This is a genomic window from Pantoea sp. CTOTU46764, from assembly GCF_031974595.1.
Taxonomy (GTDB): domain Bacteria; phylum Pseudomonadota; class Gammaproteobacteria; order Enterobacterales; family Enterobacteriaceae; genus Pantoea; species Pantoea trifolii.
This window is the reverse complement of sequence record NZ_DALYOQ010000031.1, coordinates 18,151-44,409: the sequence shown is the minus strand read 5'-3', so window position 1 is coordinate 44,409 and position 26,259 is coordinate 18,151. Positions and strand designations below refer to the sequence as shown.

Here is a 26,259-nt window from a genome sequence, read left to right as displayed (position 1 = left end):
CCGTTCGACGCCGAAATATGTCTTGCCAGATAACTGGCAAGACGGTATCTACAAAACCTGCAACTTACCCGTAGGGTCGCCATTTATGGCGACCTCCATTAATACCTATTTAAAATCCGCATACGGCGTCAGCGGTTGTGGTGGCATATCCATATCGCCGTTCCAGCCGGACATGGAGTAGCGCATGAAAATCAAACCGTGGCTTGGGGTGTAATCCTTCGCCTGTTGAATATCCATCGCCAATCCCACCGACCAGTGCGGCGTAATGCGTCGCTCCACCAGCGCCTGCAGCGTGTAGCCAAAACCGGTACCCGAACTGCTGTCTGAGGTGGGATTGGATGCCAGCGTGAAGCCCGGATTGACCGGATAGCGCTGCTGCCCGTCGGTATGCGATTGCGACCAGGAAACCGAGCCGCCGAGATCAAATGACCAGTTTTCCGTGCGCTGGCGATAGGTCACCGGCACCGACAGCGAGAAATATTGCTGCGGGCTGTAATAGCCGCCCTGGCCGAAGGTGTAGTCGCTGAGATCCTTTTGGTAATGCCACAGCATGCTGTTCAGGCCAACGGTGGCGCGGCGATTATCTTCATTAATCAGCTTGTAGTAATAGCCTGCCATCAGGCGTTCGCGGCTATTATCCGCGACGTTATCACCGCTGAGTTGATGCGCACTGATATCGGCCCACACGCCATGCGCGCCGCCCTGATCGTAACTCAGCCCGAGCGAGCCGCCGGTTGCCACTACGCCGCCCCAGGTTTTGCCGCCGTTCGCAGCGGGATCGCGTGCGCCTGCGTACGCCAGCAGCGAACTGGAGATCGGTCGGCGTGATGCGGTGAACGTCAGGCCAATGTCTTTGACGTCGGTTTTCCAGTTGACGCCGCCGACCCAGTTGCGGGTCTCGAAGCCGAGCGGCGTCGTGCCGACATCCGCCGACCATATATCGTTATGCCAGCCCACGCCCAGCGCGGTGCCTTCATCGCGCTGGTTAAAGTCGCGGCTGCATCCGCCAGAATTGTCATCGTTACAGCTACCGAATTGCTCGCTGTGGCTGCCGTTGGTGGTGGAGAAGGTGCCGGCTGAAACCAGCACATGATCCACGCGCACAAAGCTGCGGCCATCAGCCAGCGGCGTTTCTGCCTGCATCATGGTGGTATGCGCGGTGAAATCGGAGGTGCCGCCGTTGCCTTTGTTGCGCGAGTAATCCTGCTCCAGTGTGAACGTGGTGTCCTGCTGGCGATACAGATCGCTGGCGTCGCTGCGGATGCTGCGTTTCAGCCAGTCATCCTGCGCCTGATTGCGGGTTAATGCCGTATAGCGATCGTTATCCTGTGGCACATCCGGGCTGATGCCGCTTGCGGCCATCGCCAGCTGATAATCCTGCTGCGCTTGTGCGGGCTGTTGCAACTGCGTGTCCAGCCGCGCTGCATCGCGATACACCAGCGCTTTTTCGTGCGACGGTGCCAGTTTCGTCGCGCGGGTTTTCAGCTCAGCAAACATCTGTTGGGCACGATCGGCATCGCCACTGTTTTGCCAGGCGATCGCCACGCGTCGCCCGCTGTTGACGCTTTGCTGCGCTACGCTCGGCGGCAAGGTTTGTAACGCGCGTTGCGCTTCCGCAGGTCGTTTCAACGCAATCAAGGCTTCGATGCGACCCAGCGCCGCATCGCCGTTTTTACTGTCTTGCTGCAGCACCTTTTGATAGCTCGCCAGCGCGCTGCGGGCATCGCCGCGCTCCAGCGCCCAATCGGCCAGCGTGATATCGCGGCGAATGGAAGCGGGTTGCTGTTTCAGCAGCGCAATCGCCGCCGTTTCATCGCCGCGCGTGCGTAAATCACCGGCGCGGGAAAACACTTTGTCCTGCTCGAGACGATCGGCCAGCTCATGCATGTTGCTGTCCCAGCGCGATGTGGGCAGGCGATGCAAGGTCGCCAGCGCCGCGTCATCGCGGTCGCCGGAAGCCAGCCACAGCGCCGACGCATACAGCGCGGCGGGTTCCTGAGGATGCTGGCGCACCATCGCATCCATCACCTGCGCGCCCTGGGTTTCTTCGCCGCCGTTGCGCAGCGCGCCAGCCAGTCGATAAGCGAGCCAGATATCATCAGGATTCGCCTGCGCCGCCTGGCGATATTTCTCCGCCGCCTGACGCCATTGACCTTGCTGCGCCAGCGCATCGGCTTCGGCCATTAGCGCATCGGTACGCAGCTGTAGCAGACGACTTTTCGCCGTGCTATTGCTGCGATCCCGCCGCAGCGCCTGCTGCCAAAAACTTTCTGCCTGCGCGGCGTTCTTGCGCGCCAGCGCCGCATCACCCAGGCCAATCAGCGCCCAGCTATCGCGATTATCCAGCGCCTGCGCGCTGCGGTAATAACGCTCCGCCGCCGCGATATCGCCTTTTTTCAGCGCCGCATCACCATTGTTGATCGCCAGCCAGTAGCGGTTGGTTTGCAACAGAGACTGCCACTTGCCGATCTGCGTGCTGGCCTGGCCGGCCTGAATCGCTTTCTCCAGCCAGCTAATGGCGGCGGCGCGATTGTTGGCTCGCGCCTGCGCCTGGCCCATCGCGCCCATCAGTTCGGCATCGTTAGGATTGGCTTTTAAGGCGGCATTGAGTGTGGCAATCGCATTTGCGCCGCCACCGGCATCCACCAGCGCCAAACCACGCATGCGCTGGCGATACGCGGGATCGGCGAGCAGTTTTTGCTGACGTGCCAGCTCTTGCAGACCGCGCTGCTGAGCATCGCCTTCGGTGAAGGTTTGCAGATATTGCTGCAGGCTGGCGACGCTACGTTCGCTCACCGGCTGATTCTGGATCTGCTGCAACCACAGCTCGGAGGCGGCATCGCGTCCGCCGTTGCGGTTGGCGAGACGACGCAGCTGCGTAAAGGCTTCGCCCGGCTGATTGTTATCAAACGCCATGCGCGCCAGCTGCAGCTCAACGCCGATGTTGCCGGGATAGCGCTGCTCCAGCGCCTGCAGCTGTTGATACGCTTGCGGCTGCTGGCCGGGTAAACGCGCCACCAACCGCCAATACTCCAGCTCGGTATTCACATCGGGGAACACGCCGTGGAACAGCGCGTCCCACGCGGCTTTGGCTTCGGCGACGTGTCCGGCGGTGGCCAGCAAACGTGCCTGCTGCAGCTGCTGACGACCTTCTGCGGTCACCAGACGCAATCCAGCTGCCGATTCGCGCGTGGCAGCGGCATTCGGTGCCACGCGCTTCAGTTCATCCAGCAGTTTTTGCGCTTTGGCCTGATCGCCCTGACGCAATGCCATGCGGATTTGCGCCGCCAGCACCTGCGGATTATCAGGATCGATTTTTTCCAACCGATAGAGCGATTGCTGCACCAGATCGAGTTTGTTGGTCGATTCGCCGGTGCGAATCTGCATCAGCAGCCACTCGACCGGCGAAACCTGTGGACCGATCGGGGCGGCAGCCGAACCGGCTAACGCCCCGAGCGTGCTGCCAATCAGCAATCCAAGCTGCAGTTTATTCATCGTCATCCAGCTCGGCCAGACGGCGACGGCTCACCATGCGCATTAAACGCCACGCCATCAGCGCAAACAGAATCACCACCACAACCGCGCAAATCGCCAGCCACACCGGATGCGTTGCCAGCAGATTCCATAGACGTTCCCACCACGGCAGGTGACCCACGTAATAGGTTTCGCCGACACGAATGCTATTCACGCCTGACTCACGGATCACCGCAGCGGAACCGAACACCGCCGCGCGTTTGCCGCTGTCGAGCAATGCATTATTCAGCAATTCCCAGCCGCGTGGGCTGTCGGCCAGCAGCGCCACGACGCTGCGTTGATCGTTAAACGGTGACTGGAAGCCAACAATGGCGCCCATCGGCCCGCGTGAGCTGATGGTGGTTTGGCTTTCCGCAGCGCGTTCACTGTCAGAAATCGGCACGTTGGCCGCCGCATTGCTGCGTGCAGGCATGCTGATCCAGCTGCGTGCGGCATCGGCCAGCAGCGGGATCTTGGTGTCGTCCTGCAGATCCGGCGGAATGCCGCCGATCATCAACATATCCGCATCCGCTGATTTCGCTTTGCTCCAGTCATCGCTCATCTGCACGCGCAGCGCAGGATAACCGGTTTGCGCGCCGATGCTGCCGAGCGCATTGAGCAGCGTGCTGACTTCGTCATTGCTCGGTTTAGGCTGCACCAGCACCAGCGTTTGCGCCAGATCGGCGTAGCGGCTGTACGGGAAACCGGCGTTGGCGAACGCACCCAGCGACGGCATTTCGATGTAATGACGATAGCCGGAGAAATCGATGCTCGAGGTATCGTCGATCACCACGTGATGTCCGACGGCGGTGACGGTTTCGCAGCGGCCATCGGCGGTGCCACCGATAAAGGTGTTAGCGTAATCAAAGTTAAAGCGCAGCTGATTCACCACACCGAGGCGCAGCGCCGGAATGGTCAACTGGCGATTGCTATCCTGCAAACCCTGCATCAGCGGAATGCGCATCAGCTGCTGACCGGCGGTATCTTTCGGCGTCAGCGGATAATCCTGCATGAACTGATTGTTGAGATGCACCGCGAGGCGCGATCCATCCTGCTGAATCGGCGAGGTGTAGCGGTAGCGCAGATCCATATCGATACCGCGCGCGCGCACCAGGAACAGATCCGGTGGCAGATTCAGCGTCAGGCTGATCGGATTCGGCTGTAAGCCGTCGCCCTGTAGCTGATTTTGATACTGCGTCAGCTCGGCAAAGGTAGTGCGGCGATCGGTGCGCACCCAGTTCGGTGCATCGTACGCCTGGCGCGCGGCCAACAGTTTTACGCTGTCGATGGTTGAGGTATCGCCGCGCAGCAGCAGCTGACCTTGTGCAATCCCTTCCACCGCAGTTAACAGATCCTGATCGTCGCGACCCAGAATCAGCAGCATCTTCTCGTACGGATTGTCTGGCTGATTCACCATCTCCAACGTCGGTTTCTCCACCGGCGGCAGGTCTTTCAGGAAGTCGGGACGATGATCATTGGTGGCAAACACCACCGCATGCTGCTCTTTGGGCAGCTGGTTATACAGCACCGGGAAAGATTGTCCGCGCCACTGCGCTTTGCTGCCAAACCATGAAGCCAGAACCCCGGCCGCACGCTGTTGCAGCAAATTCGGCTGGGCGTTAAAGACCATCGGCAGCTGCAGCGGACGGCTGTCGCGCGTATCAAAGAACGGCTCCGGGAAATGCGACAGATCGTTCTTTAACGGCAGCTTTTGCAGCGTCAAATCGAGTTTGCTGGCTTTGCCGATATCCAGCCAGATGGTGCTGTTGGCCGGGTTTTCACACACGTTGGCGTAGTGACCAACCAGCTCAAGGCGCACGCGGTTGAAGTCGCTGATAAAGCGTGGATCGATAGGGATCTGCGTTTGATTCTCTTTGCCAAGCTGATCGGCGGTGACGGTCACCAATCCCACCAATTCATCGTTGAGATAGACCTTAAGCTGCGACAGCGTGGGAATCAGCGCTGGCGACGGACGATAGCTCAGATTCAGCAGCGCACGCGTCACCACTTCATCGCTGCGCACGCCAAACTCAATCTGGCTGCTCGGTTCGGTTCCGCGCAGCGTCATGCTGCCGGGCGGTGGGGCGACCTGATTAAACACCAGCTGGCTGTCACGCAGCGGCGCGTTGGCGTCGACCAACGCGTTCACCTCCGGTAACGGCTGCGGCGCATTGAGGGCGCCAGAGGTCTGTGGCGCGGCCTGCACCACAGCTACGCAGCCCAGCATCAGGGCGGTGAACCAACTCAGTTTTTTCGTCATGGTCATATCATCAACTTAAGTAAAATCGGTTTTGATCGTCGCGGGCTGGCGGTCAATACGCTGCGGCAGCAATGTCGCCAGCCAGCTCACCAATGCGGTGAGGCCACGGAATAGACGGCGCAGCGGCGCAGGGCCATACTCGGCCAGACGCAGATAGCCTTTAAAACCCAGCACCATAATGTCGGCCAGACTTTGCACCGGTTTGTCTTCCGGGAAACCGTCCTGCCACAGCGCCCAGGTATCGGCGCGAGCGAAAGTGCACTGAATAAATTCAATGTGTTGGCGCGTGCTGAGTTGATGCAAACGAATGCCGGCGCGACGGCCAAACACGCGCTGCACCTGACACGGGAAGCTGAACTCTTGCTGACCACGGCGCAGCAGCAGCGACACGGTTTCGTCCTCTTTCAGCGCATCGGCTTCACGCAGCTCAACGCCCACGCCGCCATCGGAATAGTCGCGCAGCGTGCACGGCACCATGTGTCCATCCTCACGCGCGATGGCGGCGGGCATGGCGATTTCCACACGATGCGCTTCGCGGATTTGGCGCGCTTCAACCGACACCGCCACCGCGCCGCCGAGGATAATCATGTTGTAAATCACCCACACCAGGCTGACCCAAATGGTGAGCATTTCGTTGGCCGGACCGTACGCCATGCGCCAGAAGGCCATGCCGATACCGGCGATATTCAGCAGCACCAGCATCATGTACGGCTTGGTAATCACCCAATCGAGATGACGCTCGGCCACCAAACCGCCTTTGGCAGTCACGTTGAACTTGCCTTTGTGCGGATTGAACAGCGCCACCGTGGTTGGCCGCGCGATGTACCACGCCAGCACGGTTTCATACACTTCGCTCCAGAATGAGTGACGCCAGCGGCCCTGAATGCGCGAGTTGGTCAAACTGGTGTGCAGCATGTGCGGCAGCACGTAGATGGCGATCGCCAGCGCGGGCGCGTAGATGATGTAGGCGTGGAACAGCAGAAACGCCAGCGGTGCCAGCAGGAAGATCAGGCGCGGAATCCCGGCGAGAAAGTGCAGCATGGCGTTGGCGTAACACAGGCGCTGCACCAGCTTTAACCCTTTGCCAAATAGCGGGTTATCGAGGCGGAAAATCTGCACCATGCCGCGTGCCCAGCGGATACGCTGGCCGATATGCGCGGACAAACTCTCGGTGGCCAAACCGGCAGCCTGTGGAATACGGATATACGCCGAGGTGTAACCCTGGCGATGCAGACGCAGCGAGGTATGCGCATCTTCGGTGACGGTTTCTACCGCAATGCCGCCAATCTGATCCAGCGCGGTACGGCGCAATACGGCGCAGGAGCCGCAGAAGAACGCCGCATCCCAGGTATCGTTGCCATCCTGCACCAAACCGTAGAACAGCGAGCCTTCGTTAGGCGTTTGGCGGAAGCGGCCGAGGTTACGTTCGAACGGATCGGGCGAGAAGAAATGGTGTGGTGTTTGCAGCATCGCCAGCTGATGATCTTTCAGGAACCAGCCCATGGTCAGCTGCAGGAATGAGCGCGTCGGCACATGGTCACAGTCAAAAATCGCCACATACTCGCTGCGGCATACGGCTTTCAACGCATGGTTGATGTTGCCCGCTTTGGCATGTTCGTGAGTCGGGCGCACCACGTAATTGACGCCAACGCTGGCGGCAAACTCGCGGAACTCTTCGCGCGTGCCGTCATCCAGCAGGTAGATATTCAGTTTGTCCTGCGGCCAGTCGATGCCCATCGCTGCGTAGATGGTTGGCTTCACCACGCTGAGCGGTTCGTTGTAGGTCGGCACCAGAATATCGACGCTCGGCCACGAGGTAATGTCCGGCGGCATCGAAACCGGCTGACGATTGAGCGGCCACAGCGTCTGGAAATAACCCAGCACCAATACCGCCCACGCATAGGTTTCGGCACCAATCAGCAGCAGACCAAACGTCAGACTGAGCGGATCGTCCCAGTTGAGGGTTTCGGTATAGCGCCACCACAGATAACGGCAGGAAATCGTCAGCGATAACACGATCAACATGATGGTGGACAAGCGTCCCGGCACGCGCCGCACCAGCATCGCCAATCCCCACAACAGCAGCACGAAGACAAACTGCGTGGTGATGCCGAACGGTTGCGAAATGCACAGCAGCGCCAGCAGGCTGGCAACAATCGCCGCCGCGATAAACAGCAGCTGGCGCAACCACGCGGGCATCGCCTGAATACGTTGTTCGCTGCGCTGAGCGAAACGGTTATGTTCCAGCCGTGCCGGCAGCGCGCCGAGCCATTGATACAGGCGTTCACGCCAGCGAAACAGCGGCTTGACGCTAAAACTTTTACGCGTGCGCTTGTCGAGCGGCAAGACCAGCATCAGCCACAGGCTTTGCAGCGCATAGCGCAGCGGGTCAAGCGGTCGCGGGCGCAGCGGCGAAATTTGCGGATAGTAACGCTGACGATGTTGCAGGATGCGCTGCCAGCCGGGAGTTTCCAGCCGCAACAGCGACCACGCCAGCACGCACCACATCAGATGCAGTGCGATGGTGAAGCGGCCCGCGCCATACTGATGCGCCAGTTGAGCGCGGCGTTGCAGCGCCTGCCACGCTTGCGGCATCAGCAGCCAGCGTAATGGATTCACGCCGCGCCTCCCGCCACATGCAGCAGTAGCCAGTTGGCCAGCGTGTTGATCTCTTCACTGGCCAGCGCATGCGGCCGATATTCGCCTACCGGCTGCTTCATCATCAGCGCTTCCGCCAGCGCTTCATCGCGGTGGATGACCTGAGGAACCAGGTTTTTCAGCGAGCTGATCCACAGCTGATGCAGATCCTGCTGCAGCTGGCTGTTGGCGTTGAACTGGTTGATCAGGAACAGCGTGTGCGCAGGAAAACGCGCGTGATGCAGACGCAACTGGCAGTTGGCATCCAGCGTTAGCACCTGTAGCAGACGATCGGCTGCGGCAACGAATGATCGCTGCCACGGCAACAGATCCGCTGGGATGTCGAAAATTATCCAGTCGTAGTGTGATTTCAGGGCCGGTAACGCATGTAGCAGCGGTGCGGCAAATTCTGAGTTGATAGTAGTGATGTGGGCGCGCTGTTGCGGCGTGAGTGCGCCAAACGGCAGAAAATCCAGCCCCGCTTGATAGCGCTGGGCGCACTGCTGCCACGCTTGCTGTTCGAGCAGCGCAGGTGCCCAACCCTGAGTGTGGCTGAGCGACAGATTAAAGTGGGCAGCCAGTTGATTTACCCGGGAAAAGTCGATAACCAGTACCGATTGCTGCAGCGCGTTAAACGCCCAGCCGAGCGCGGCGCTCAGCGAAGTGGCGCCACAGCCGCCACGCAATCCTTGTAATGCTATAACAGGCATTAACGTTCTGACTCCTGTGCCGCGCTTATTTCACGCAGCAATGGCCAGCGCGTCATAATGGTATTAAGTCGCGCTTCACGGGCAATATCAATGTAGCGAAATGCCTTAAGGGAAAAGGCATCACTCAAAGCGTTGATGTCATCGTGCTCTTCGCTGCTAGCAGCATTCAGCGAAAATGCATTTTCTGTTTTCATTATTTTTTTGCCACCGAAAAATCGACAACGGATGAATTGTGATTCTATTTTTTGTAAAGTTTAAACCTGAAGTAAAGACAAATGCTATCCGCAGATCAATGTGATTTGCACTAACGGGCTATTTTTTATTTCACCGGTTCCAATTGTGGCTGTGTGGATTAAACTAGCCTGGATTGTATCGATCGCGAATAAAATATGAAAAATCATTATGCGCTTGGCCTGCAGCAGATTCAGCAGGAATTAAATACTCTGCAGAATCCAGGGTTTTACTGGATTACTAGCCAGCGTCAGGAAGATGCAGGAATGCTTTTGCGTCAGGTGGTTAGCCAGCAAAAGGCGGCGACACTGATCAGTGCTGACGAGAAACCGCAGGCGCTGCTGACGCCCGATCCCATCGGGGGTCCGGCGCGTATGCCGTTATTTTCCTTACCAGCAAATAAAAGCAGCTTACAGCAACTGGAGAGTGATTTTTCCCGCGTGCTGAATAGCCGCAGTGGACTGGTGATTTTTTATAGTAATGCCGCGTTGTGGGGAAAACTATCACCCGATGAATTGGCCATTTGGCTTAAGCGCATGCGTCGATTGATAACTAAAAAACAAATCACGCTGTTAATGATCACCTCCGGCACGTCAATAATTCACTTACGTCATCATCTGCAAGCTTATTTTCGTCAGCTTGATGGTCTCGCGCATTTAGATTTTCAGCAGGACAGTTGGCAATATCGAATTAACTGGTGGTCTGCAGCAGATAATTTGCTGGCCGATCGTGCGATCCGTTTGATTTGCGGTGATAATCAATTTATTGCCGTAAATGACGCAGAACAAAATATTCCATTAAGCCGCAATGATGAAAACCAATTCCTTGCGCAAGAGGGTGTGCTGGAAGGCGCACCGCCACTTTCTGTGCAGTGGCAATTATTTAGTGACAACGAAAGCGTGTTCTCACGTGCTCAGCAGGCAAATGCGGCAACCGTCATCTTTAGCCTGGTCCATAACCAAGACATTAATTCTTTAGCAACCATGGTCCATAGTCTGCGCCGTTCACGTGGTAGCGCGCTTAAGATTGTGGTGCGCGAAATCAGTGCCACGCTGCGCTACAGTGATGAGCGTTTGCTGCTGGCCTGCGGCGTGAATGCCATCGTGCCGACGGCGGCCAGCTTGTCGCGTTTTCTTACCATGCTGGAAGGGATTCAGGGGCAACAGTTCTCGCGCCATGTGCCTGCCAATCTCAATGCACTGATGCAGGCGTTGCAGCCCTTGCAGCAGAAAGGCTATTTACCGCTGGACGCGTTTTGCGCGGCGGTGCAGCAGCTAATGGCCAACACGTTGCTGCCGGAAAATGACAAAGGTTTGCTGGTGGCGCTGCGCGCGGTGCCGCAGCTGAAACCCGAACAGATTCTGACGCTGTGTAAACCGCGGCGCTTTGGCGATTTGGTAACGCTGGTGAATGACCGCATTTATCTGTTCCTCTCTTCGTGCCGCTTCAACGATTTGGATATCGCGCTTAAATCAATCTTCTCCTTGCCGCATGACGAGCTGTTTAGCAATCGCATCGTCTGGTTTGAAGATAATCAGATCGTGTCGGAGGCGGACAAAATTCGTCAGCTGACATCGGTGATACAGCGCGACAGACAAGCCGCGCCGCTGGCCGCTGTGCCCGTCGCTGCGCAGGCCGATGTGCCTGAGCGCGGAGCACAAACGCCGCAGCCGATCACCCTCAACCTCGATGGAGCAAGCCACTAATGACACTGATGGATTGGGTGCAGGTGGCGATCCTGCTGTTACTGATTTTACTGTTCCTGAGATCACTGTTTGGGCGCGGGCTCACGCGCAGCGGCACCAATCCGCTGCTGCGTTTGCTGCCGACGCGCGCATTGAAATCAGAAGGACAGTGGCAACGCAAAACCAATAAAACGGATAAACATGAATAACAGATTCACGATGCACGGTTCGTGGTGGCGCGGCCTCGGTGGCTGGAACTTTTACTTCCTGATCAAATTTGCGCTGCTGTGGTACGGCTACCTCAATTTCCACGCGCTGAGTAATCTGGTGTTTCTGGCGTGGCTGCTGTTCCCGCTGCCGAGCGCGCGACTGCATCGTCTGCGTCAGTGGATTTCGCTGCCAATTGGCATTGCGCTGTTCTGGCACGATACCTGGCTGCCGGGACTCAGCTCGATCATGAGCCAGGGCAGTCAGCTGGCGGGCTTCTCGCCCAGTTACTTGCTCGACCTTGCCAATCGCTTTATCAACTGGGAGATGATTGGCGCGGCCTTTGTGCTGCTGGTGCTGTATCTGTTTGTCGCGCAGTGGATTCGCGTCACCGTGCTGGTGTCGCTGATGCTGATCTGGCTCAACGTGCTGACGATTGCCGGACCGGCAATGAATTTACTGCCAAGCAGCGCCGCTACGCCGACGGTGAAGCTCAACGATACGCCAGCGGCGAAAGCACCAGATGGCCTCGATCAATCCGCGCCGCCAACCAGCGCCAATCTTACCGCGTGGCTTAACCGTTTTTACGACGCCGAGCGCCAGCGTTCAACGCACTTCCCGGACGCATTGCCTGCCGATTCGCAGCCGTTCGATATTCTGGTGATCAATATCTGTTCGCTGTCATGGTCGGATTTGAATGTCGCGCAGTTGCGCAATCATCCGCTGTGGCAGCACTTCGATATTCTGCTCAACAACTATAACTCCGCCACCGGTTACAGCGGCCCGGCGGGGATTCGTCTGCTGCGTGCCAGCTGCGGCCAGAGCTCGCACAGCGATCTGTACAAAGCCACCGATCAGCGCTGTTATCTGTTCGATAATCTGGCCAAGCTGGGCTTTAAACAGCAGTTGATGATGGATCACACCGGCGTGTTTGGTAATTATCTCAAAGAGCTGCGCGAAGAGGGCAACCTGCAGGCGCCGTTGATGTCGCAGGCGGGCATCGCGCCGGAGGTGACGTCGTTTGATGGCTCGCCGGTATTCAATGATGCGCAGCTGATGCAGCGCTGGCTCGACGATCGCACCAAGAGCAGCGATGCGCGCTCCGCCACCTTCTATAACCTGATTCCGCTGCACGACGGTACGCGCGAGCTGGGCAGCACGCGCAGCGCCGACTGGCAGCCGCGCGCCAAAGTGCTGTTTGATCAGCTCGATGCTTTCCTGACTAATCTGGAGAAATCGGGTCGCCGCGTGATGGTGCTGGTGGTGCCGGAACACGGCGCAGCGCTGCAGGGTGACAAGATGCAGATGTCGGGATTGCGTGACATCCCAAGTCCGGATATCACCCATGTGCCGGTCGGCATTAAGTTTGTTGGCATGAAAGCGCCGCATCAAGGGCAGCCGCTCAGCGTGGAGACGCCAACCAGCCTGATGGCGATTTCGGAAATCGTGTCGCGCGTGGTGGATGGTCAGGTGTTTAACGCGCCGAACGTCAATATGTCGGTGCTGACCGATAATCTGCCGCAGACGCCGGTGGTGTCCGAGAACGATAATGCGGTGGTGATGATGTATCAGGGCAAACCGTGGATCCGCCTGAACGGCGGCGATTGGGTGCCATATCCGCAGTAATCCGGAACGAGGATGAACCAGGTCGCCATAAATGGCGACCCTACAGAATTTATATCGTAGGGGCGCCATTTATGGCGACCTGGCATGCATTTACTCACGCCAAAACCTGCATAATTCCGAATCACTTCATAAATAACCTAACTTGCCGATTTTTCGCCTTTATCCCGGCGAAAAAAACGCGTGACCTGGGATATACTCGCTGCGAATTTCATCTCATTACACGCCTGTGTGGCCTGGAGAAGTTTTGTTGCGCGTCAGTCGTTCTCTAACGATAAAGCAGATGGCGACGGTTTCCGCCGTGGCGATGGTGACCATCTGCATCTTTATTGTCATCCAGCTCTTTCACTTTGTGCAGCAGCGCAGGATTGACTACGCCCAGCAAATGGAAAATGTGGCGCACACTGTGCGACAGCCGCTCTCCGAAGCGGTACTCAAAGCCGATATCCCGCAAGCCGAACGCATCCTCAATACGCTAAAACCGGCCGGTATTTTATCGCGTGCCGATGTGGTGTTGCCGAATGCCTTCCAGGCGCTGCACGCTGATTTCGCGCCGGAAAAACCGGTGCCGCGTTGGGTCGCACGCCTGTTTGAACTACCGGTACAAATCACGCTGCCGCTCTATTCGGTGGAGCGATCGGGCTTGCCGAAGCCGATTGCCTATCTGGTGTTGCAGGCCGACTCCTCGCGCGTTTATCAGTTCCTGCTCAGCACCTTGTCGACCATGATCACCACCTATCTGCTATTGGCGCTGATTCTCTCTATCGCCATCAGCTGGTGTATCAACCGCTTGATTGTGCATCCGCTGCGCGACATTTCGCGTGATTTGCAGGAGCTGCCGCCGCAGGCGATTCTCACCCACAAAATGAAGCTGCCGCATAATCATCGCGATGATGAAATCGGTATGCTGATCCGCAGCTACAACCGCAATCAGCAGGTGCTGGAGTCGATTCACGACGAAATGAGTCGCATGACCACCCATTTCGCCGTGACGGATCTGCCCAATCGCGCGTTGTTCCTTGCGCTACTCGAACAGCACATGAGCCATCGCCACAATCGTCAGGCGTGGGGCTTGATGGTGATTCGTATTGAAACGCTGCAGGAAGCCAACGGCGTACTGAGCGATGAGCAGCGCGATACGTTGATGCTGACGCTGGTGGAGAAGATTCGCAGCACCGTCGACGATCACTCGCTGCTGGCGCAAACCGGCCCCAGCGACTTCGCCTTGCTGATGAAGCGCGCGCACAATCCGTTCCGCGCCATGCGTTTAGCGCGCAACCTGATGATTCGCATCAATCAGCCGGTGAACCTGCAACAGCTGCAGCTGCGTCCGAATGCCAGCATTGGTCTGGCGCTGCACGAAGAGAACAGCATTTCGGCCAGCGAACAGCTCGATCGCGCCACCTCGGCGATGATGTCGGCGCGCCATCAGGGCAAAAACCAGATTCTGTTCTTCGACCCGGCGCTCACCGAGCGGGCGCAGAAGCGTTTAACGCAGGAGCACGACATCTTGCAAGGTTTGCAGGACGAGCAGTTTGCCCTCTACCTTCAGCCGCAAATCAATATGGAAACCGGCGAGCTGGCCGGTGCCGAAGCGCTGCTGCGCATGCGCATGCCGGATGGCAGCTACGGATTGTCAGAAGAGTTTATTGCCAGCGCCGAAGAGATTGGTGTGATTTCGGCCATTGGTCGCTGGGTGTTTGAAGAGGCCTGCCGCATTCTGGCCGGCTGGCAGAAGCAGGGCATTAACATCCCGCTCAGCGTCAATATCTCGGCGGTGCAGCTGCGTGATGCCAGCATGGTCAGCCATTTGCAGGGCTTGCTGGAGCGCCATCGCATTGCGCCGGGCAACTTCGTATTGGAAATCACCGAAACCGCACAGATTGGCGATGCCGAGCAGGCGATTGCGCTGCTGCGCTTGCTGCAGCAAACCGGCGTGGCGGTGGCGCTCGACGATTTCGGTATGGGCTATTCCAATCTCAACTATCTGCATCAGTTCAAAGCACTACCGGTGAATAAGCTGAAAATGGATCGCAGCTTCGTCGCTGCGCTACCAGATGATGACACCATGGTGCGCATCGTGGCGGCGATTGCCGACATCATTCACCTCGACGTTATAGCCGAAGGTGTGGAAACCGCCGAGCAGCGCGACTGGCTGCTGGCGCGCGGAATTACTATAGGGCAAGGCTACTTATACGCTGAAGCGCTGCCGCTCCACGTCTTTAATCAACGCTGGCTCAATAGCTCGCAACTCCCTGAATAATCACCTTGGTTATTGATTTTCCTTACAAAATTGTAGCGAAGCGTTGTGCTGAAGCGTTTCAGTTCATAGTTAGAGTTTTGTAACTTTTGTAAGGAATAGTAGGGGATATTAATCTTGTTAACAGGGTGTTATTTTCCTCGCCATCGGTAAGGTTTTACGCTTCTGGCGGCTTGCCGCATGCGTTCTCCACAACAATGGCGGTGCGAACCGTCTTACTGGACACCTGTTATGAAAATCTTAAAAAGCCTCTATTTTCAGGTACTGGTTGCCATCGGCATCGGCGTCCTGTTGGGCCACTTCTATCCTGAGTTAGGCGCGCAAATGAAGCCGCTTGGCGATGGTTTCGTTAAGTTGATCAAGATGATCATCGCCCCCGTGATTTTCTGTACGGTGGTGACCGGTATTGCCGGCATGGAGAGCATGAAAGCCGTTGGACGTACGGGCGCAGTGGCGCTGTTGTACTTTGAAGTGGTCAGCACCATCGCACTGATCATCGGTTTGGTGGTGGTTAACGTGGTGCAGCCAGGCGCGGGCATGAACGTTGATCCGGCCACGCTGGATGCCAAAGCGGTCGCGGTTTACGCACAGCAAGCGGAGCAGCAAGGTGTGGTCGCCTTCCTGCTGGATGTGATTCCAAATAGCGTGATTGGTGCCTTCGCCAGCGGCAACATTCTGCAAGTGCTGCTGTTCGCTATTCTGTTCGGCTTCGCTCTGCATCGCCTCGGCAGCGCCGGTACCGTGATGTTCAACGTCATTGAGAGCTTCTCGAAAGTGATCTTCGGCGTGATCAACATGATTATGCGTCTCGCGCCAATCGGTGCCTTCGGGGCGATGGCCTTTACCATCGGTAAATATGGCGTCGGCTCGCTGGTGCAGCTGGGTCAGCTGATCATCTGCTTCTATATCACCTGCGTGCTGTTTGTGGTGGTGGTGTTGGGGCTGATTGCACGCTTCGCCGGCTTCAACATCTTTAAATTTGTCGCCTACATCAAAGAAGAGCTGCTGATTGTGCTCGGCACTTCCTCATCTGAATCGGCGCTGCCGCGCATGCTGGATAAGATGGAGAAGCTGGGCTGTAAGAAATCGGTGGTGGGTTTGGTGATTCCAACCGGCTACTCCTTCAACCTCGATGGCACCTCGATTTACCTCACCATGGCGGCGGTGTTTATCGCGCAGGCGACCAACGCGCATATGGATGTGTTCCACCAAATCACGCTGTTAGTGGTGCTGCTGCTCTCCTCAAAAGGCGCAGCAGGCGTTACCGGCAGTGGCTTTATCGTGCTGGCGGCCACCCTGTCAGCGGTGGGACATTTACCGGTTGCTGGTCTGGCGCTGATTCTCGGTATTGACCGCTTTATGTCCGAAGCGCGTGCGCTAACCAATCTGGTGGGTAACGGCGTAGCGACCATCGTGGTGGCGAAGTGGGTCGGACAACTGGATGAGAAACAACTGAATGCGACGCTTTCTGCAGGGAAAAAGGTGAATAACGCACCAGAAACCGCCGCATAACCTGCTATTTTCGTTAATTTGCCGAGAAATGCCCGCTGTCGCTTGCCCTGACAGCGGGCATTTGCATAATAAACCCCATTGATTTTTTTCCCGATTTTTTGCCTCGTTGCGCGACATCCTGACCTTCTCGTGGTCAAAGAGTCTGTTATTAAATAAACGTGGCGGCAAAATGCCGCACCGGTCACCCCAGATGTGGCCGAACATGCCGCGCTAACGAGCGTTGATCTGTTTGAGTAGGGGTTCACATGCAGGGCACCAGAATTCGGCTTTTGGTTGGCGGATTGCTACTGGCAGCGTCCGGTTTTGGCGTGCACGCCGAGACGCTCCAACCCGATCCCGCCTGGCAGGAAGGCAAACTGGACAATGGTTTTAGCTGGCAGCTGCTGACCACACCACAACGTCCAAGCGATCGTATTGAACTGCGCCTGATTGTTAACACCGGTTCGCTGGTGGAGAGTGCGCAACAAACGGGCTATAGCCATCTTTTACCGCGTTTAGCGATGGTGCATAACGCCACGCTGGACACCAATCAGCAACGCGCGCTGTGGCAGCAAGCCATGGATCCGCAACGTCCGCTGCCGCCTGCCATCTCGTCGTACGATTACACCCAATACAACCTGAGCTTGCCGAATAACCGCCCTGATCTGCTGAAAGAAGCGCTCAGCTGGCTGGCGGCGACCGCCGGGAAAATGACAATCAATGAGCAAGTGGTGGCTACCGCGTTAACGGCCACCGATCCGATCGCCACCTGGCCCGCCAATACGCAGGACGTGTGGTGGCGCTATCGCCTGAAAGGCTCGGCGATGCTGGCGCACGATCCCGGCGAGCAACCGCGCGCACCGGTGGATATCGCACAGCTCAACAGCTTCTATCAGCAGTGGTACACGCCCGACGGCATGACGCTGTACGTGGTAGGTAACGTCGATAGCCGCAGCATGGCGGAGCAGATCAACAAAGCTTTTGCGCCGCTGAAAGGTAAGCGTGTCGCACCTGCCGCGCTACCGACGCTGTCACCGCTGCCGCATCAGCCGGTGAATCTGGTGAATGGCGGCATGAGTCAGGATCGCCTGTCGCTGGTGTGGGACACCGCATGGCAGCCGATTCGCGATTCGCAGAATTTGCAGCGCTACTGGCAGAGCGATTTAGCGCGTGAAGCGCTGTTCTGGCATGTGCAGCGCGCGCTGGCTGACAGCAAAGCGCAAAGCGTTCAGGTTGGTTTCGATTGCCGTGTGCTCTATCAACGCGCGCAGTGCTCGATCAACATGGACAGCCCGAACGCCTCTTTGCCGCAGAATATGAACCAAGTGGCGAAAGAGCTGGCGGCGGTGCGCGACAAAGGGTTACCGCAGGAGGAGTTTGATGCGCTGATGGCGCAGAAGCTGCTGGAGCTCAACAAGCTGTTTGCCACTTACGCCCGCACCGACACTGATATTCTGATGGGCCAGCGTCTGCGCTCGCAGCAAAATTCGGTCGTGGACATTGCGCCTGAGCAGTATCAAAAGCTGCGTCAGACGTTCCTCGGCGAGATGACGCGTGACCAGTTGAATCAGGAGCTGCGTCAGCAATTGTCGCAGGAACTGACCATGGTGCTGATTCAGCCGCAGGGTGAAGCCGAGACCAACGTGAAGATGCTGCAGGAAGGCTGGGATAAAGTGATGAAGCTACCGGTACCGCCAGCGGCGCCGGCTAGCCCGGAAGACGTGAAGCCAGATAACAGCGCAGGCGCGGCGGAACAGACCGCGCCATCATCCTGATGTTCAGGTCTTCGCTCTGAGCCATTCGGTGACGAGCATCGGCCAGCTCGCCAAAGGTAAATCTGCCACGCCACGGATACCAAATCCGTGGCCGCCTTTTTGGTAGAAGTGAATCTCCACCGGCACTTTGTGCTCACGTAGCGCGCTAAAGAACACCATGCTGTTGTTCACCGAAACCGACTCATCATCGGAAGCGTGAATCAGCAGCGTCGGTGGCGTTTGTGCGTGTACGCGCGTCTCCAGCGAATAAGCATCAACCATCTTTTGATCCGGCCATGCGCCAAGCAAGCGGGTGCGTGCACCTTCATGCGCCAGGCCTTCACGCATACTGATCACCGGATAAAGCAGCACCATCGCATCCGGGCGCGGCGTAAAGCTGTCGGCCTGATCCTGCACCGGATAGAGTTTCTCGCCAAAGCGCGTGCCGAGGCTGGCAGCAACGTGTCCGCCCGCCGAGAAGCCCATCATCACGATATATTTGCCGTTCAACCCGCGCTGCGCACGTTCACGCAGCACGCGCACCGCACGCTGCGCATCAGCCAGCGGCGCGTCTGGACCTTCATGGTGACCGTCATACGGCAGGCGGTAGGTCATCACCGCCAGCGTGTAGCCCATTGACGTGAAGAAGGTGGCGAGCGCGCTGCCTTCACGGTCGATCAATACCCGCTGATAACCGCCGCCCGGCGCCACCAGCAGCGTGATGCCGTTGGAGGTTTCCGGATGCCAGATAGCAATCTCCGGGCAGCGCACGCCGGTGGCGGCGCGGTCATAAGGTTCGTACTCTTTGGCGAGATCGACGATCTGCGGCTGAGCGCGCGAATCGCTCGCGCCTGGCGCATCACCGTGTGGCCAGATGTTGATGATTTCTGTGTGCATAAGTCAGTCCTGAGCGAGTCATGTTGTCGTTATTTTTTTCGCGGCCGGAGTAACAGCGTCCTGCTGTTATTGATTAAAACATGGTCTTTTTTGCTGCTGGCGTCCAGCCGAAAACCGCCGATTTCGCCAGTTTCGGACTATGCCTGGCGGCCAAATTTCGTGCCATAACGCATTGAATTTAAATCGATCTGATTAGCGTAATTGAAGAAGCAGTGCGGGTTTTGTTACAGAAGTGGATGAGTCAGGTGATTAGCGGAAATTGGCAGGGAAAAATGCTGCGTTAAGGCAAACTTTACGGGTGGGTTTGTTAGCGGTGTTTATGGATTGGGTCGCCGTAAATGGCGACCCCTACAATGTGCAGCAGGATTAACGCGGCATTGCGCTCAGCGGGATAATCGCGCCGCGATGCTGGATCACCGTGCTGGCGGTGAGATGACCGCGTGCGGCGGCATCTTCGGCGCTGCCACCGGCTAAACGCACCGCCAGATAACCGGCGCTGAAGGAGTCGCCTGCTGCGGTGGTATCGATCACTTTCTCCTTTGCCAGCTTGATGGCGGCGACGTCGCGCAGTGGCTCATCGCCGACCGCCACCAGACAGGAATCCGCACCGCGTTTAATGGCAATCTCCTGCACGCCCGCAGCGCGTGTGCGGGCAATCACCGCATCCAGCGGCTGCTCGCCCCACAGCAAATCTTCGTCGTCGAGCGTCAGGAATGCCATGTCGGTATGGCGCAGCATCTCGGCATATGCTTGCTGGGCGCTGGCTCTATCGGCCCACAAACGCGGACGATAGTTGTTGTCGAAAATCACCTTGCCGCCATTCTGACGACAGGCGCTGAGCAGCGCCATTAATTTGTCGCGACTGGCCGCTGGCAGAATCGCCAGGCTGATGCCGCTCAAATAGAGATAATCGTAGTGCGCCAGCTGCTGGCAAATCTGGTCCGCTTGCGCGCTATCCAGCCAGAAACGCGCAGCGGCGTCGTTGCGCCAGTACCAGAAAGTGCGCTCGCCGTGTTCATCGGTTTCGATGAAGTACAGGCCTGGCATTTTATTGTCGAGGCGCTGAATCAGCGCGGTTTCGACCTTTTCCTGCTGCCAGGCGGCGATCATCTGGTCACTGAAGCTGTCGGTGCCGAGTGCGGTGACATAATCGACACGCAGCTGCTGGTTATCTGACTGGCGCGCCAGATAAACCGCCGTGTTCAGCGTATCACCGCCAAAACCGCGTTTGATGTTCTCACCTTTCTCGGACAGCTCAATCATGCATTCGCCAATAATGGCGATTTTCTTCTGCGTCATGGTCTTCGGCCTATAGTGAATTCTGCCTTAGTCTCGCGTCTGGTATGGCAGTCGTCAATGGTTTTTAAAACGATGTTTTGATTTAACTTAAGGCAGTAAACCGCCGGCGCTACGGCGATTTAACGGCCAAAGCGCGTTTTGTTTTGCCGATTAAGCACGACGCACGCTGTTACACTCAACTCTTCATGGGACTAACGAGATTGATAAAGTTATCCCGGCGATCGCCGATACTTGCCGCTGAGATGCTATTTGCAGGCACTCAACACCAACCAGGAAAAAACCATGGTGATGAAGAATTTGAGTCATCGGCTGCCTGTTTCAAATGAACTGGAGCAACAACAGGAAACGCGTCTCTTCTGGCAGCAGTGCCAACGATTCTATACTTTCCAGCCGATTTACCAGGTCTCAGGCCGCTTGCTGGCCATTGAATTACTGACGGCGGTGACTCATCCCTCCGCGCCAGAAAAAAGGCTGTCGCCCGAAGACTACTTTGAAGCACTGACTATCGCGCAGCGGCTTGGCGTCGTCCAGGAACAACTCGAGCTGCTGATAAAATGGTCGCCGTTTTTCAATCAGCGTCAGCTGGTGGCGTCGGTGAATATCGACGGTCCAACGCTGATGGAGATTGAGCAGCATGAGTCGATTCGCACGCTGATCGCGCAGTTGCCGTGGGTGCGTTTCGAACTGACGGAACATCATGCGCTGCCGCAGGAAGAGATGGTCGCGAAGATGCCGGAACTAGGGCCGCTGTGGCTGGATGATTTTGGCTCCGGCATGGCGAACTTCTCGGCGCTGACCGAACTGCGTTACGACTACATTAAACTCTCGCGCGAGCTGTTTATGCTGCTGCGCGCCAGCGATGAAGGCCGCTCAATGTTCTCGATGCTGCTGGCGTTGATTAACCGTTATTGCAACGGCGTCATCGTCGAAGGTGTGGAAACGGAAGAGGAGTGGCAGCAGGTTCGCAGCTCGCCAGCCATGGCGGCGCAGGGCTACTTCTTCTCGCGTCCGGTGCCGTTTAGCGAGCTGGAACGTATGGCACTTGAGCTTCCCTAATCCCGTTCCGCGACGTCTCGACTATCCTTAGTCAGACGTGGAAGGGCAAGGAGGAAGCAATATGTCACGTACTCGAAAGATCCTGAGCTGGGTGTTCGGGATTTTTTTGTTATTGGTTGTAGTGATTGTGGTGATCATCGCCACCTTTGACTGGAACCGCCTGAAACCTACGATTAATCAAAAAGTTTCGGCCGAACTGAACCGACCTTTCGCGATTCGCGGCGATCTCGGCGTGGCCTGGGTTCGCAACCGTGAAGAACCAGGCTGGCGCAGCTGGGTGCCGTGGCCGCAGGTGCATGCCGACGATGTGATGCTCGGTAATCCGCCCTCCATTCCTGATGTCACCATGGTGCATCTGCAGCGCGTTGAAGCGACGATTGCGCCGCTGGCGCTGCTGCATCAGCAGATCTACCTGCCGTGGATCAAGATGCAAAAGCCGGATGCGCGGCTGGTGCAAACCGCTGACAAAAAGAATAACTGGACCTTTGATCTTGCAAGCAGTGAGAACAGCGATGCTAACGCCGCGCCTTCTGCCTGGTCCTTCCGCCTCGACAACATTCTGTTCGATCAGGGACAAGTGCGCTATCGCGACGCCGTCAATAAGGCCGATGTCACGGTAACCATCAATCCGCTGGGCAAACCGGTGCCGTACGCACAGGTAGCGGGCGGTGACGATCAGCAGAAAGGCGCGGGTGATTTTGTCTTTGGCTGGCAGGCGAGCGGCACTTACAACAATCAGAAGCTGGAGGGCGACGGCAAAATTGGCGGCATGCTATCGCTGCGCAGTAAAACCACGCCGTTCCCGCTGCAGGTGGATGTGCGTAATGGCACCACGCGCGTGCGCATTGACGGCACCTTGCAGGACCCGCTCAATCTCGGCGGGCTGGATGTGCGCCTGCGCTTCGCGGGTGATACGCTGGCGAATCTGTATGGCCTGACGGGCGTGCTGCTGCCTGATACGCCGCCGTACGAAACTGACGGCCATTTGATTGCGCGTTTCAATGAGGATAAAGGGCCGCTGTTCCGCTACGAGAAGTTTAACGGCCACATCGGCGACAGCGATATTCACGGCTCCCTCGTTTATCGTCAGGCCAAACCGCGCCCAACCTTGACCGGTGAACTGACCTCAAACCAATTGCGGATGGAAGATTTGGGGCCGCTGATTGGCGTCAACTCGGGCAAAGGTAGCGAGAAAACGCAGCAGGCCAAAGCGCAACGTGGCGACGCCTCAACGCAGCCCGCCGATCGCGTTCTGCCGCATGACAAGTTCGATACCAAGAGCTGGGATGTGATGGATGCGGATGTGAAGTTCAGCGGCAAACGCATCGAACACAGCAGCAAGCTGCCGCTCAGCGATCTCTACACGCATCTGCAATTGAAAAACGGCGACCTGCTGCTCGATCCGCTGCGCTTCGGGATGGCCGGTGGCAGCATCAACTCCACCATTCATCTGGAGGGCGACCGCAGCCCGATGCGCGGACGTGCCGATTTGCACGCGCGTAAGCTGCGTCTGCGTCAGCTGTTCCCGGATGTCACGGCGATGCAGAACAGTTTGGGCCAGCTCAACGGCGATGCCTCGCTGAGCGGCACCGGCAATTCGGTGGCGGATCTGCTCGGCACCAGCAATGGCGAACTGAAGCTACTGATGAATGATGGCCTGATCAGTCGCAGCCTGATGGAGATTGCCGGACTGAACGTCGGTAACTATGTGGTAGGCAAGCTGTTCGGCGATGATGAAGTGAAGATCAACTGCGCGGCGACCGATATGAATATTCGTCAAGGCTTAGCGACGCCGAAACTGTTCCTGCTGGATACCGAGAATGCGGTGATCAACGTCACGGGTAACGTTAACTTCGCGAATGAACGCATGGACTTGTCGATCAATCCGGAGAGTAAAGGGATCCGCATCATCACGCTGCGTTCGCCGCTGTATGTGCGCGGCACCTTTAAAAATCCGGATGCCGGGGTGAAAGCCGGACCGCTGATTGCACGCGGTGCCGCAGCGGTGGCGCTCGGGGCGGTGGTTGCTCCCGCCGCCGCGTTGATCGCACTGATTTCGCCTAGCGATACTGACGACAATCAGTGCAGTAATGTGCTGCAGCAGATGAAGAATCAGAAGTGATCAGTTACGCCACAGCACTTTGATGATGTGGTAACCAAAGGCGGTTTTCACCGGTCCGTAAGGCTGTAGCAGCGGACAGGAGAAGACCGCCTTATCAAATGCCGGCACCATTTGCCCTTTACGAAACTCACCCAAATCACCGCCGTTGCGCCCGGATGGGCAGGTAGAGTGTTTCTTTGCCAGTTGCTGGAAGTTCGCCCCTTTCTCAAGCTGCGCCAGCAGGGATTTGGCCTGCGCTTCCTCTTTCACGAGGATATGTAAAGCCGCCGCGGTTTTCGCCATGATGAAGTCCTAATGTGTATAATCCGGCCATTATAACCCTGTTTCTTTTGATCCCACTGAGCGAATTCCGTTATGCGTTTAAACCCCGGCCAACAACGAGCTGTCGAATTTGTCACCGGTCCTTGTCTGGTGCTGGCCGGTGCTGGCTCGGGTAAAACCCGCGTGATCACCAACAAAATCGCCCACCTGATCCGCGAATGTGGCTATCAGGCGCGCCACATCGCCGCCGTGACTTTTACCAATAAAGCCTCGCGCGAGATGAAAGAGCGTGTGGCGCAAACGTTGGGACGTAAAGAGGCGCGCGGATTGATGATTTCCACCTTCCATACACTTGGGCTGGAGATCATCAAACGCGAATACAAGGCGCTGGGAATGAAAGCCAGCTTCTCACTGTTCGACGATCAGGATCAGCTGGCTTTGCTCAAAGATCTAACCAAACAGTGGCTGGAAGAGGATAAAACGCTGTTACAGCAGCTGATTTCCACCATCTCCAACTGGAAGAACGATTTGGTCGATCCGCAGGGCGCAGCGGGTTTGGCGCAATCGCAGCGCGACCAGATTTTTGCGCACTGTTATCAGCTGTATGACCAACACCTGAAATCCTGCAACGTGCTGGATTTCGACGACTTAATCGCGCTGCCAACGCTGCTGCTGCAGCGCAATCACGAAGTGCGCGAACGCTGGCAGCAGCGCATTCGCTATCTGTTGGTGGATGAGTATCAGGATACCAACACCAGCCAATATGAGCTGGTGAAGCTGCTGGTGGGTGCGCGGGCGCGCTTTACCGTGGTGGGCGATGACGATCAGTCGATTTATTCGTGGCGCGGCGCGCGTCCGCAAAACCTGGTGCTGCTGCAACAGGATTTCCCGGCGCTGGAAGTGGTGAAGCTGGAGCAGAATTATCGCTCGACGCAGCGCATCCTGAAATCGGCCAACATCCTTATCGCCAACAATCCGCATGTGTTCGAGAAACGCCTGTTCTCAGAACTGGGGCAGGGCAGCGAGCTGAAGGTGCTGAGCGCTAATAACGAAGATCACGAAGCGGAACGCGTGGCGGGCGAACTGATCGCGCATCACTTCATCAACAAAACCGCCTACAAAGATTACGCCATTCTCTATCGCGGCAACCATCAGTCGCGGGTGTTTGAGAAGCAGCTGATGCAGAACCGTATTCCGTATCGTATCTCAGGCGGTACGTCGTTCTTCTCGCGTCCGGAAATCAAAGATTTGCTGGCCTACCTGCGTGTGCTGACCAATCAGGAAGATGACAGCGCATTCCTACGTATCGTGAATACGCCGCGCCGTGAGATTGGTCCGGCAACGCTGCAAAAACTGGGCGAATGGGCCAACCTGCGCAATAAAAGCCTGTATCACGCCAGCTTCGATATGGGACTTGAACAAACGCTGAGCGGGCGCGGGCTCGAGCATTTGCAGCGCTTTACGCACTGGTTGAATGAGATCGTCCAGCTGACCGAACGTGAGCCGGTTAACGCAGTGCGCGACCTGATTCGCGGCATCGACTACGAAAGCTGGCTGTTTGAAACTTCGCCCAGCCCGAAAGCGGCTGAAATGCGCATGAAGAACGTTAACCTGCTGTTCCAGTGGATGACCGAGATGCTGGAAGGCGATGAGCTGAACGAACCAATGACGCTGGCGCAGGTGGTGACGCGCTTTACCCTGCGCGACATGATGGAGCGCGGGGAGAGCGATGAGGAGCTCGATCAGGTGCAGCTGATGACGCTGCATGCCTCGAAAGGGCTGGAGTTCCCGTATGTCTATCTGGTTGGCATGGAAGAGGGCTTATTGCCGCACCAGAGCAGTATCGATGAGAACAATATCGAAGAAGAGCGACGTCTGGCTTACGTGGGGATTACGCGAGCGCAGAAAGAGCTGACCTTTACGCTGTGCCGTGAACGCCGTCAGTACGGTGAGCTAATGCGCCCGGAACCGAGTCGCTTCCTGCTGGAGTTGCCGCAGGACGATGTGGTGTGGGAGCGCGAGAAAAAAGTGGTGAGCGCAGAAGAGCGCGTGAAGACCGGGCAGACGCGCGTCGCGGGGCTGAGAGCGATGCTGGAGAATGCGAAGAAGGGTTGAGTTCTCGGTTAGTGCTCGCTGTCCCGCACCTTGGTCCGTGCTCGCTGTCCCCCTCCTCGGTCCTCCCCCATGTATGGGGGAGGAAGATGCTGCCACATGTCAGTGATGGAGCTGCATGTGGCAGCATCTCCTTCCCCC

General features: G+C 57.2%; 17 protein-coding genes. 9 read left to right on the top strand and 8 right to left on the bottom strand.

Annotated features, from left to right (window positions below):
* Nucleotides 1-105: 105 nt before the first annotated feature.
* Genes bcsC through bcsR form a run of 5 tightly spaced genes read right to left on the bottom strand, consistent with a single transcriptional unit; the run spans nt 106 to nt 9,314 of the window.
* Entirely contained in the window at nt 106-3,495 is a 3,390-nt protein-coding gene (gene bcsC, locus RTM06_RS12420; RefSeq protein WP_312182518.1) for a cellulose synthase complex outer membrane protein BcsC, read from the bottom strand.
* Nucleotides 3,488-5,773 carry a cellulose biosynthesis cyclic di-GMP-binding regulatory protein BcsB gene (gene bcsB, locus RTM06_RS12415; protein ID WP_312182516.1) on the bottom strand — a complete coding sequence of 762 codons (2,286 nt, stop codon included), beginning with the start codon at nt 5,771-5,773 and terminating at the stop codon, nt 3,488-3,490. The genes bcsC and bcsB overlap by 8 nt, the downstream gene beginning before the upstream one ends.
* A 15-nt stretch (nt 5,774-5,788) precedes the next feature.
* On the bottom strand, nt 5,789-8,392 hold the full coding sequence (gene bcsA, locus RTM06_RS12410) for a UDP-forming cellulose synthase catalytic subunit (RefSeq protein WP_312182514.1): 2,604 nt from the start codon (nt 8,390-8,392) through the stop codon (nt 5,789-5,791).
* On the bottom strand, nt 8,389-9,120 hold the full coding sequence (bcsQ, locus tag RTM06_RS12405) for a cellulose biosynthesis protein BcsQ (protein WP_312182512.1): 732 nt from the start codon (nt 9,118-9,120) through the stop codon (nt 8,389-8,391). The genes bcsA and bcsQ overlap by 4 nt, the downstream gene beginning before the upstream one ends.
* On the bottom strand, nt 9,120-9,314 hold the full coding sequence (gene bcsR, locus RTM06_RS12400; RefSeq protein WP_256698009.1) for a cellulose biosynthesis protein BcsR: 195 nt from the start codon (nt 9,312-9,314) through the stop codon (nt 9,120-9,122). Before bcsR ends, bcsQ begins: the two co-directional genes overlap by 1 nt.
* Nucleotides 9,315-9,509: 195 nt before the next feature.
* On the opposite strand from bcsR, the gene bcsE reads away from it, so the two are divergent.
* From bcsE to RTM06_RS12370, 6 genes are all read left to right on the top strand, one after another.
* Entirely contained in the window at nt 9,510-11,057 is a 1,548-nt protein-coding gene (gene bcsE, locus RTM06_RS12395) for a cellulose biosynthesis protein BcsE (protein ID WP_312182510.1), read from the top strand.
* The gene (locus RTM06_RS12390) at nt 11,057-11,245 is read left to right on the top strand and encodes a cellulose biosynthesis protein BcsF (protein ID WP_008105667.1); all 189 of its coding nucleotides are present in this window, start codon (nt 11,057-11,059) and stop codon (nt 11,243-11,245) included. The genes bcsE and RTM06_RS12390 overlap by 1 nt, the downstream gene beginning before the upstream one ends.
* Nucleotides 11,238-12,869, top strand: a complete 1,632-nt coding sequence (bcsG, locus tag RTM06_RS12385) for a cellulose biosynthesis protein BcsG (protein ID WP_293795683.1) — start codon at nt 11,238-11,240, stop codon at nt 12,867-12,869. Before RTM06_RS12390 ends, bcsG begins: the two co-directional genes overlap by 8 nt.
* A gap of 247 nt (nt 12,870-13,116) precedes the next feature.
* Entirely contained in the window at nt 13,117-15,129 is a 2,013-nt protein-coding gene (gene hmsP, locus RTM06_RS12380; RefSeq protein WP_312182520.1) for a biofilm formation regulator HmsP, read from the top strand.
* Between the two features lie 228 nt (nt 15,130-15,357).
* Entirely contained in the window at nt 15,358-16,638 is a 1,281-nt protein-coding gene (locus RTM06_RS12375) for a dicarboxylate/amino acid:cation symporter (protein ID WP_222185700.1), read from the top strand.
* A 245-nt stretch (nt 16,639-16,883) separates the two neighbouring features.
* Entirely contained in the window at nt 16,884-18,392 is a 1,509-nt protein-coding gene (locus tag RTM06_RS12370) for a pitrilysin family protein (RefSeq protein WP_312182506.1), read from the top strand.
* Nucleotides 18,393-18,395: 3 nt separating this feature from the next.
* Here RTM06_RS12370 and RTM06_RS12365 read toward each other — a convergent pair whose 3' ends face one another.
* Together RTM06_RS12365 and RTM06_RS12360 are read right to left on the bottom strand one after the other, a co-directional pair.
* Entirely contained in the window at nt 18,396-19,268 is an 873-nt protein-coding gene (locus RTM06_RS12365) for an alpha/beta hydrolase (protein WP_137384896.1), read from the bottom strand.
* 366 nt (nt 19,269-19,634) lie between these two features.
* Nucleotides 19,635-20,567, bottom strand: coding sequence for a sugar kinase (locus tag RTM06_RS12360; RefSeq protein WP_312182503.1), 933 nt, complete (start codon nt 20,565-20,567; stop codon nt 19,635-19,637).
* 282 nt (nt 20,568-20,849) lie between these two features.
* Between RTM06_RS12360 and pdeH the strand changes: the two genes are divergently transcribed.
* Nucleotides 20,850-21,623 (top strand): cyclic-guanylate-specific phosphodiesterase, encoded by a 774-nt coding sequence (gene pdeH / locus RTM06_RS12355; protein WP_061719350.1) that lies wholly within the window; start codon nt 20,850-20,852, stop codon nt 21,621-21,623.
* A 61-nt stretch (nt 21,624-21,684) separates the two neighbouring features.
* Nucleotides 21,685-23,745: an AsmA family protein gene (locus RTM06_RS12350; RefSeq protein ID WP_312182500.1), complete on the top strand. Its 2,061-nt coding sequence runs from the start codon at nt 21,685-21,687 to the stop codon at nt 23,743-23,745.
* Here RTM06_RS12350 and ppiC read toward each other — a convergent pair whose 3' ends face one another.
* Complete coding sequence (gene ppiC / locus RTM06_RS12345) at nt 23,746-24,027, bottom strand: peptidylprolyl isomerase PpiC (protein WP_008105734.1); 282 nt, start codon at nt 24,025-24,027, stop codon at nt 23,746-23,748. It abuts the gene before it with no gap.
* Nucleotides 24,028-24,099: 72 nt separating this feature from the next.
* Here ppiC and rep point away from each other — a divergent pair, with 72 nt between their 5' ends.
* A complete protein-coding gene (gene rep, locus RTM06_RS12340) occupies nt 24,100-26,121 on the top strand; it encodes a DNA helicase Rep (protein ID WP_312182498.1) in 2,022 nt (673 codons plus the stop codon).
* Nucleotides 26,122-26,259 lie beyond the last annotated feature (138 nt).

What these genes read in the sequence shown, in the direction of transcription:
- bcsC (WP_312182518.1), bottom strand. Translation starts at nt 3,495, where the DNA reads ATGAATAAACTGCAGCTTGGATTGCTGATTGGCAGCACGCTCGGGGCG.
- bcsB (WP_312182516.1), bottom strand. Translation starts at nt 5,773, where the DNA reads ATGACGAAAAAACTGAGTTGGTTCACCGCCCTGATGCTGGGCTGCGTA.
- bcsQ (WP_312182512.1), bottom strand. Translation starts at nt 9,120, where the DNA reads ATGCCTGTTATAGCATTACAAGGATTGCGTGGCGGCTGTGGCGCCACT.
- bcsR (WP_256698009.1), bottom strand. Translation starts at nt 9,314, where the DNA reads ATGAAAACAGAAAATGCATTTTCGCTGAATGCTGCTAGCAGCGAAGAG.
- bcsE (WP_312182510.1), top strand. Translation starts at nt 9,510, where the DNA reads ATGAAAAATCATTATGCGCTTGGCCTGCAGCAGATTCAGCAGGAATTA.
- RTM06_RS12390 (WP_008105667.1), top strand. Translation starts at nt 11,057, where the DNA reads ATGACACTGATGGATTGGGTGCAGGTGGCGATCCTGCTGTTACTGATT.
- bcsG (WP_293795683.1), top strand. Translation starts at nt 11,238, where the DNA reads ATGAATAACAGATTCACGATGCACGGTTCGTGGTGGCGCGGCCTCGGT.
- RTM06_RS12375 (WP_222185700.1), top strand. Translation starts at nt 15,358, where the DNA reads ATGAAAATCTTAAAAAGCCTCTATTTTCAGGTACTGGTTGCCATCGGC.
- RTM06_RS12370 (WP_312182506.1), top strand. Translation starts at nt 16,884, where the DNA reads ATGCAGGGCACCAGAATTCGGCTTTTGGTTGGCGGATTGCTACTGGCA.
- RTM06_RS12365 (WP_137384896.1), bottom strand. Translation starts at nt 19,268, where the DNA reads ATGCACACAGAAATCATCAACATCTGGCCACACGGTGATGCGCCAGGC.
- RTM06_RS12360 (WP_312182503.1), bottom strand. Translation starts at nt 20,567, where the DNA reads ATGACGCAGAAGAAAATCGCCATTATTGGCGAATGCATGATTGAGCTG.
- pdeH (WP_061719350.1), top strand. Translation starts at nt 20,850, where the DNA reads ATGGTGATGAAGAATTTGAGTCATCGGCTGCCTGTTTCAAATGAACTG.
- RTM06_RS12350 (WP_312182500.1), top strand. Translation starts at nt 21,685, where the DNA reads ATGTCACGTACTCGAAAGATCCTGAGCTGGGTGTTCGGGATTTTTTTG.
- ppiC (WP_008105734.1), bottom strand. Translation starts at nt 24,027, where the DNA reads ATGGCGAAAACCGCGGCGGCTTTACATATCCTCGTGAAAGAGGAAGCG.
- rep (WP_312182498.1), top strand. Translation starts at nt 24,100, where the DNA reads ATGCGTTTAAACCCCGGCCAACAACGAGCTGTCGAATTTGTCACCGGT.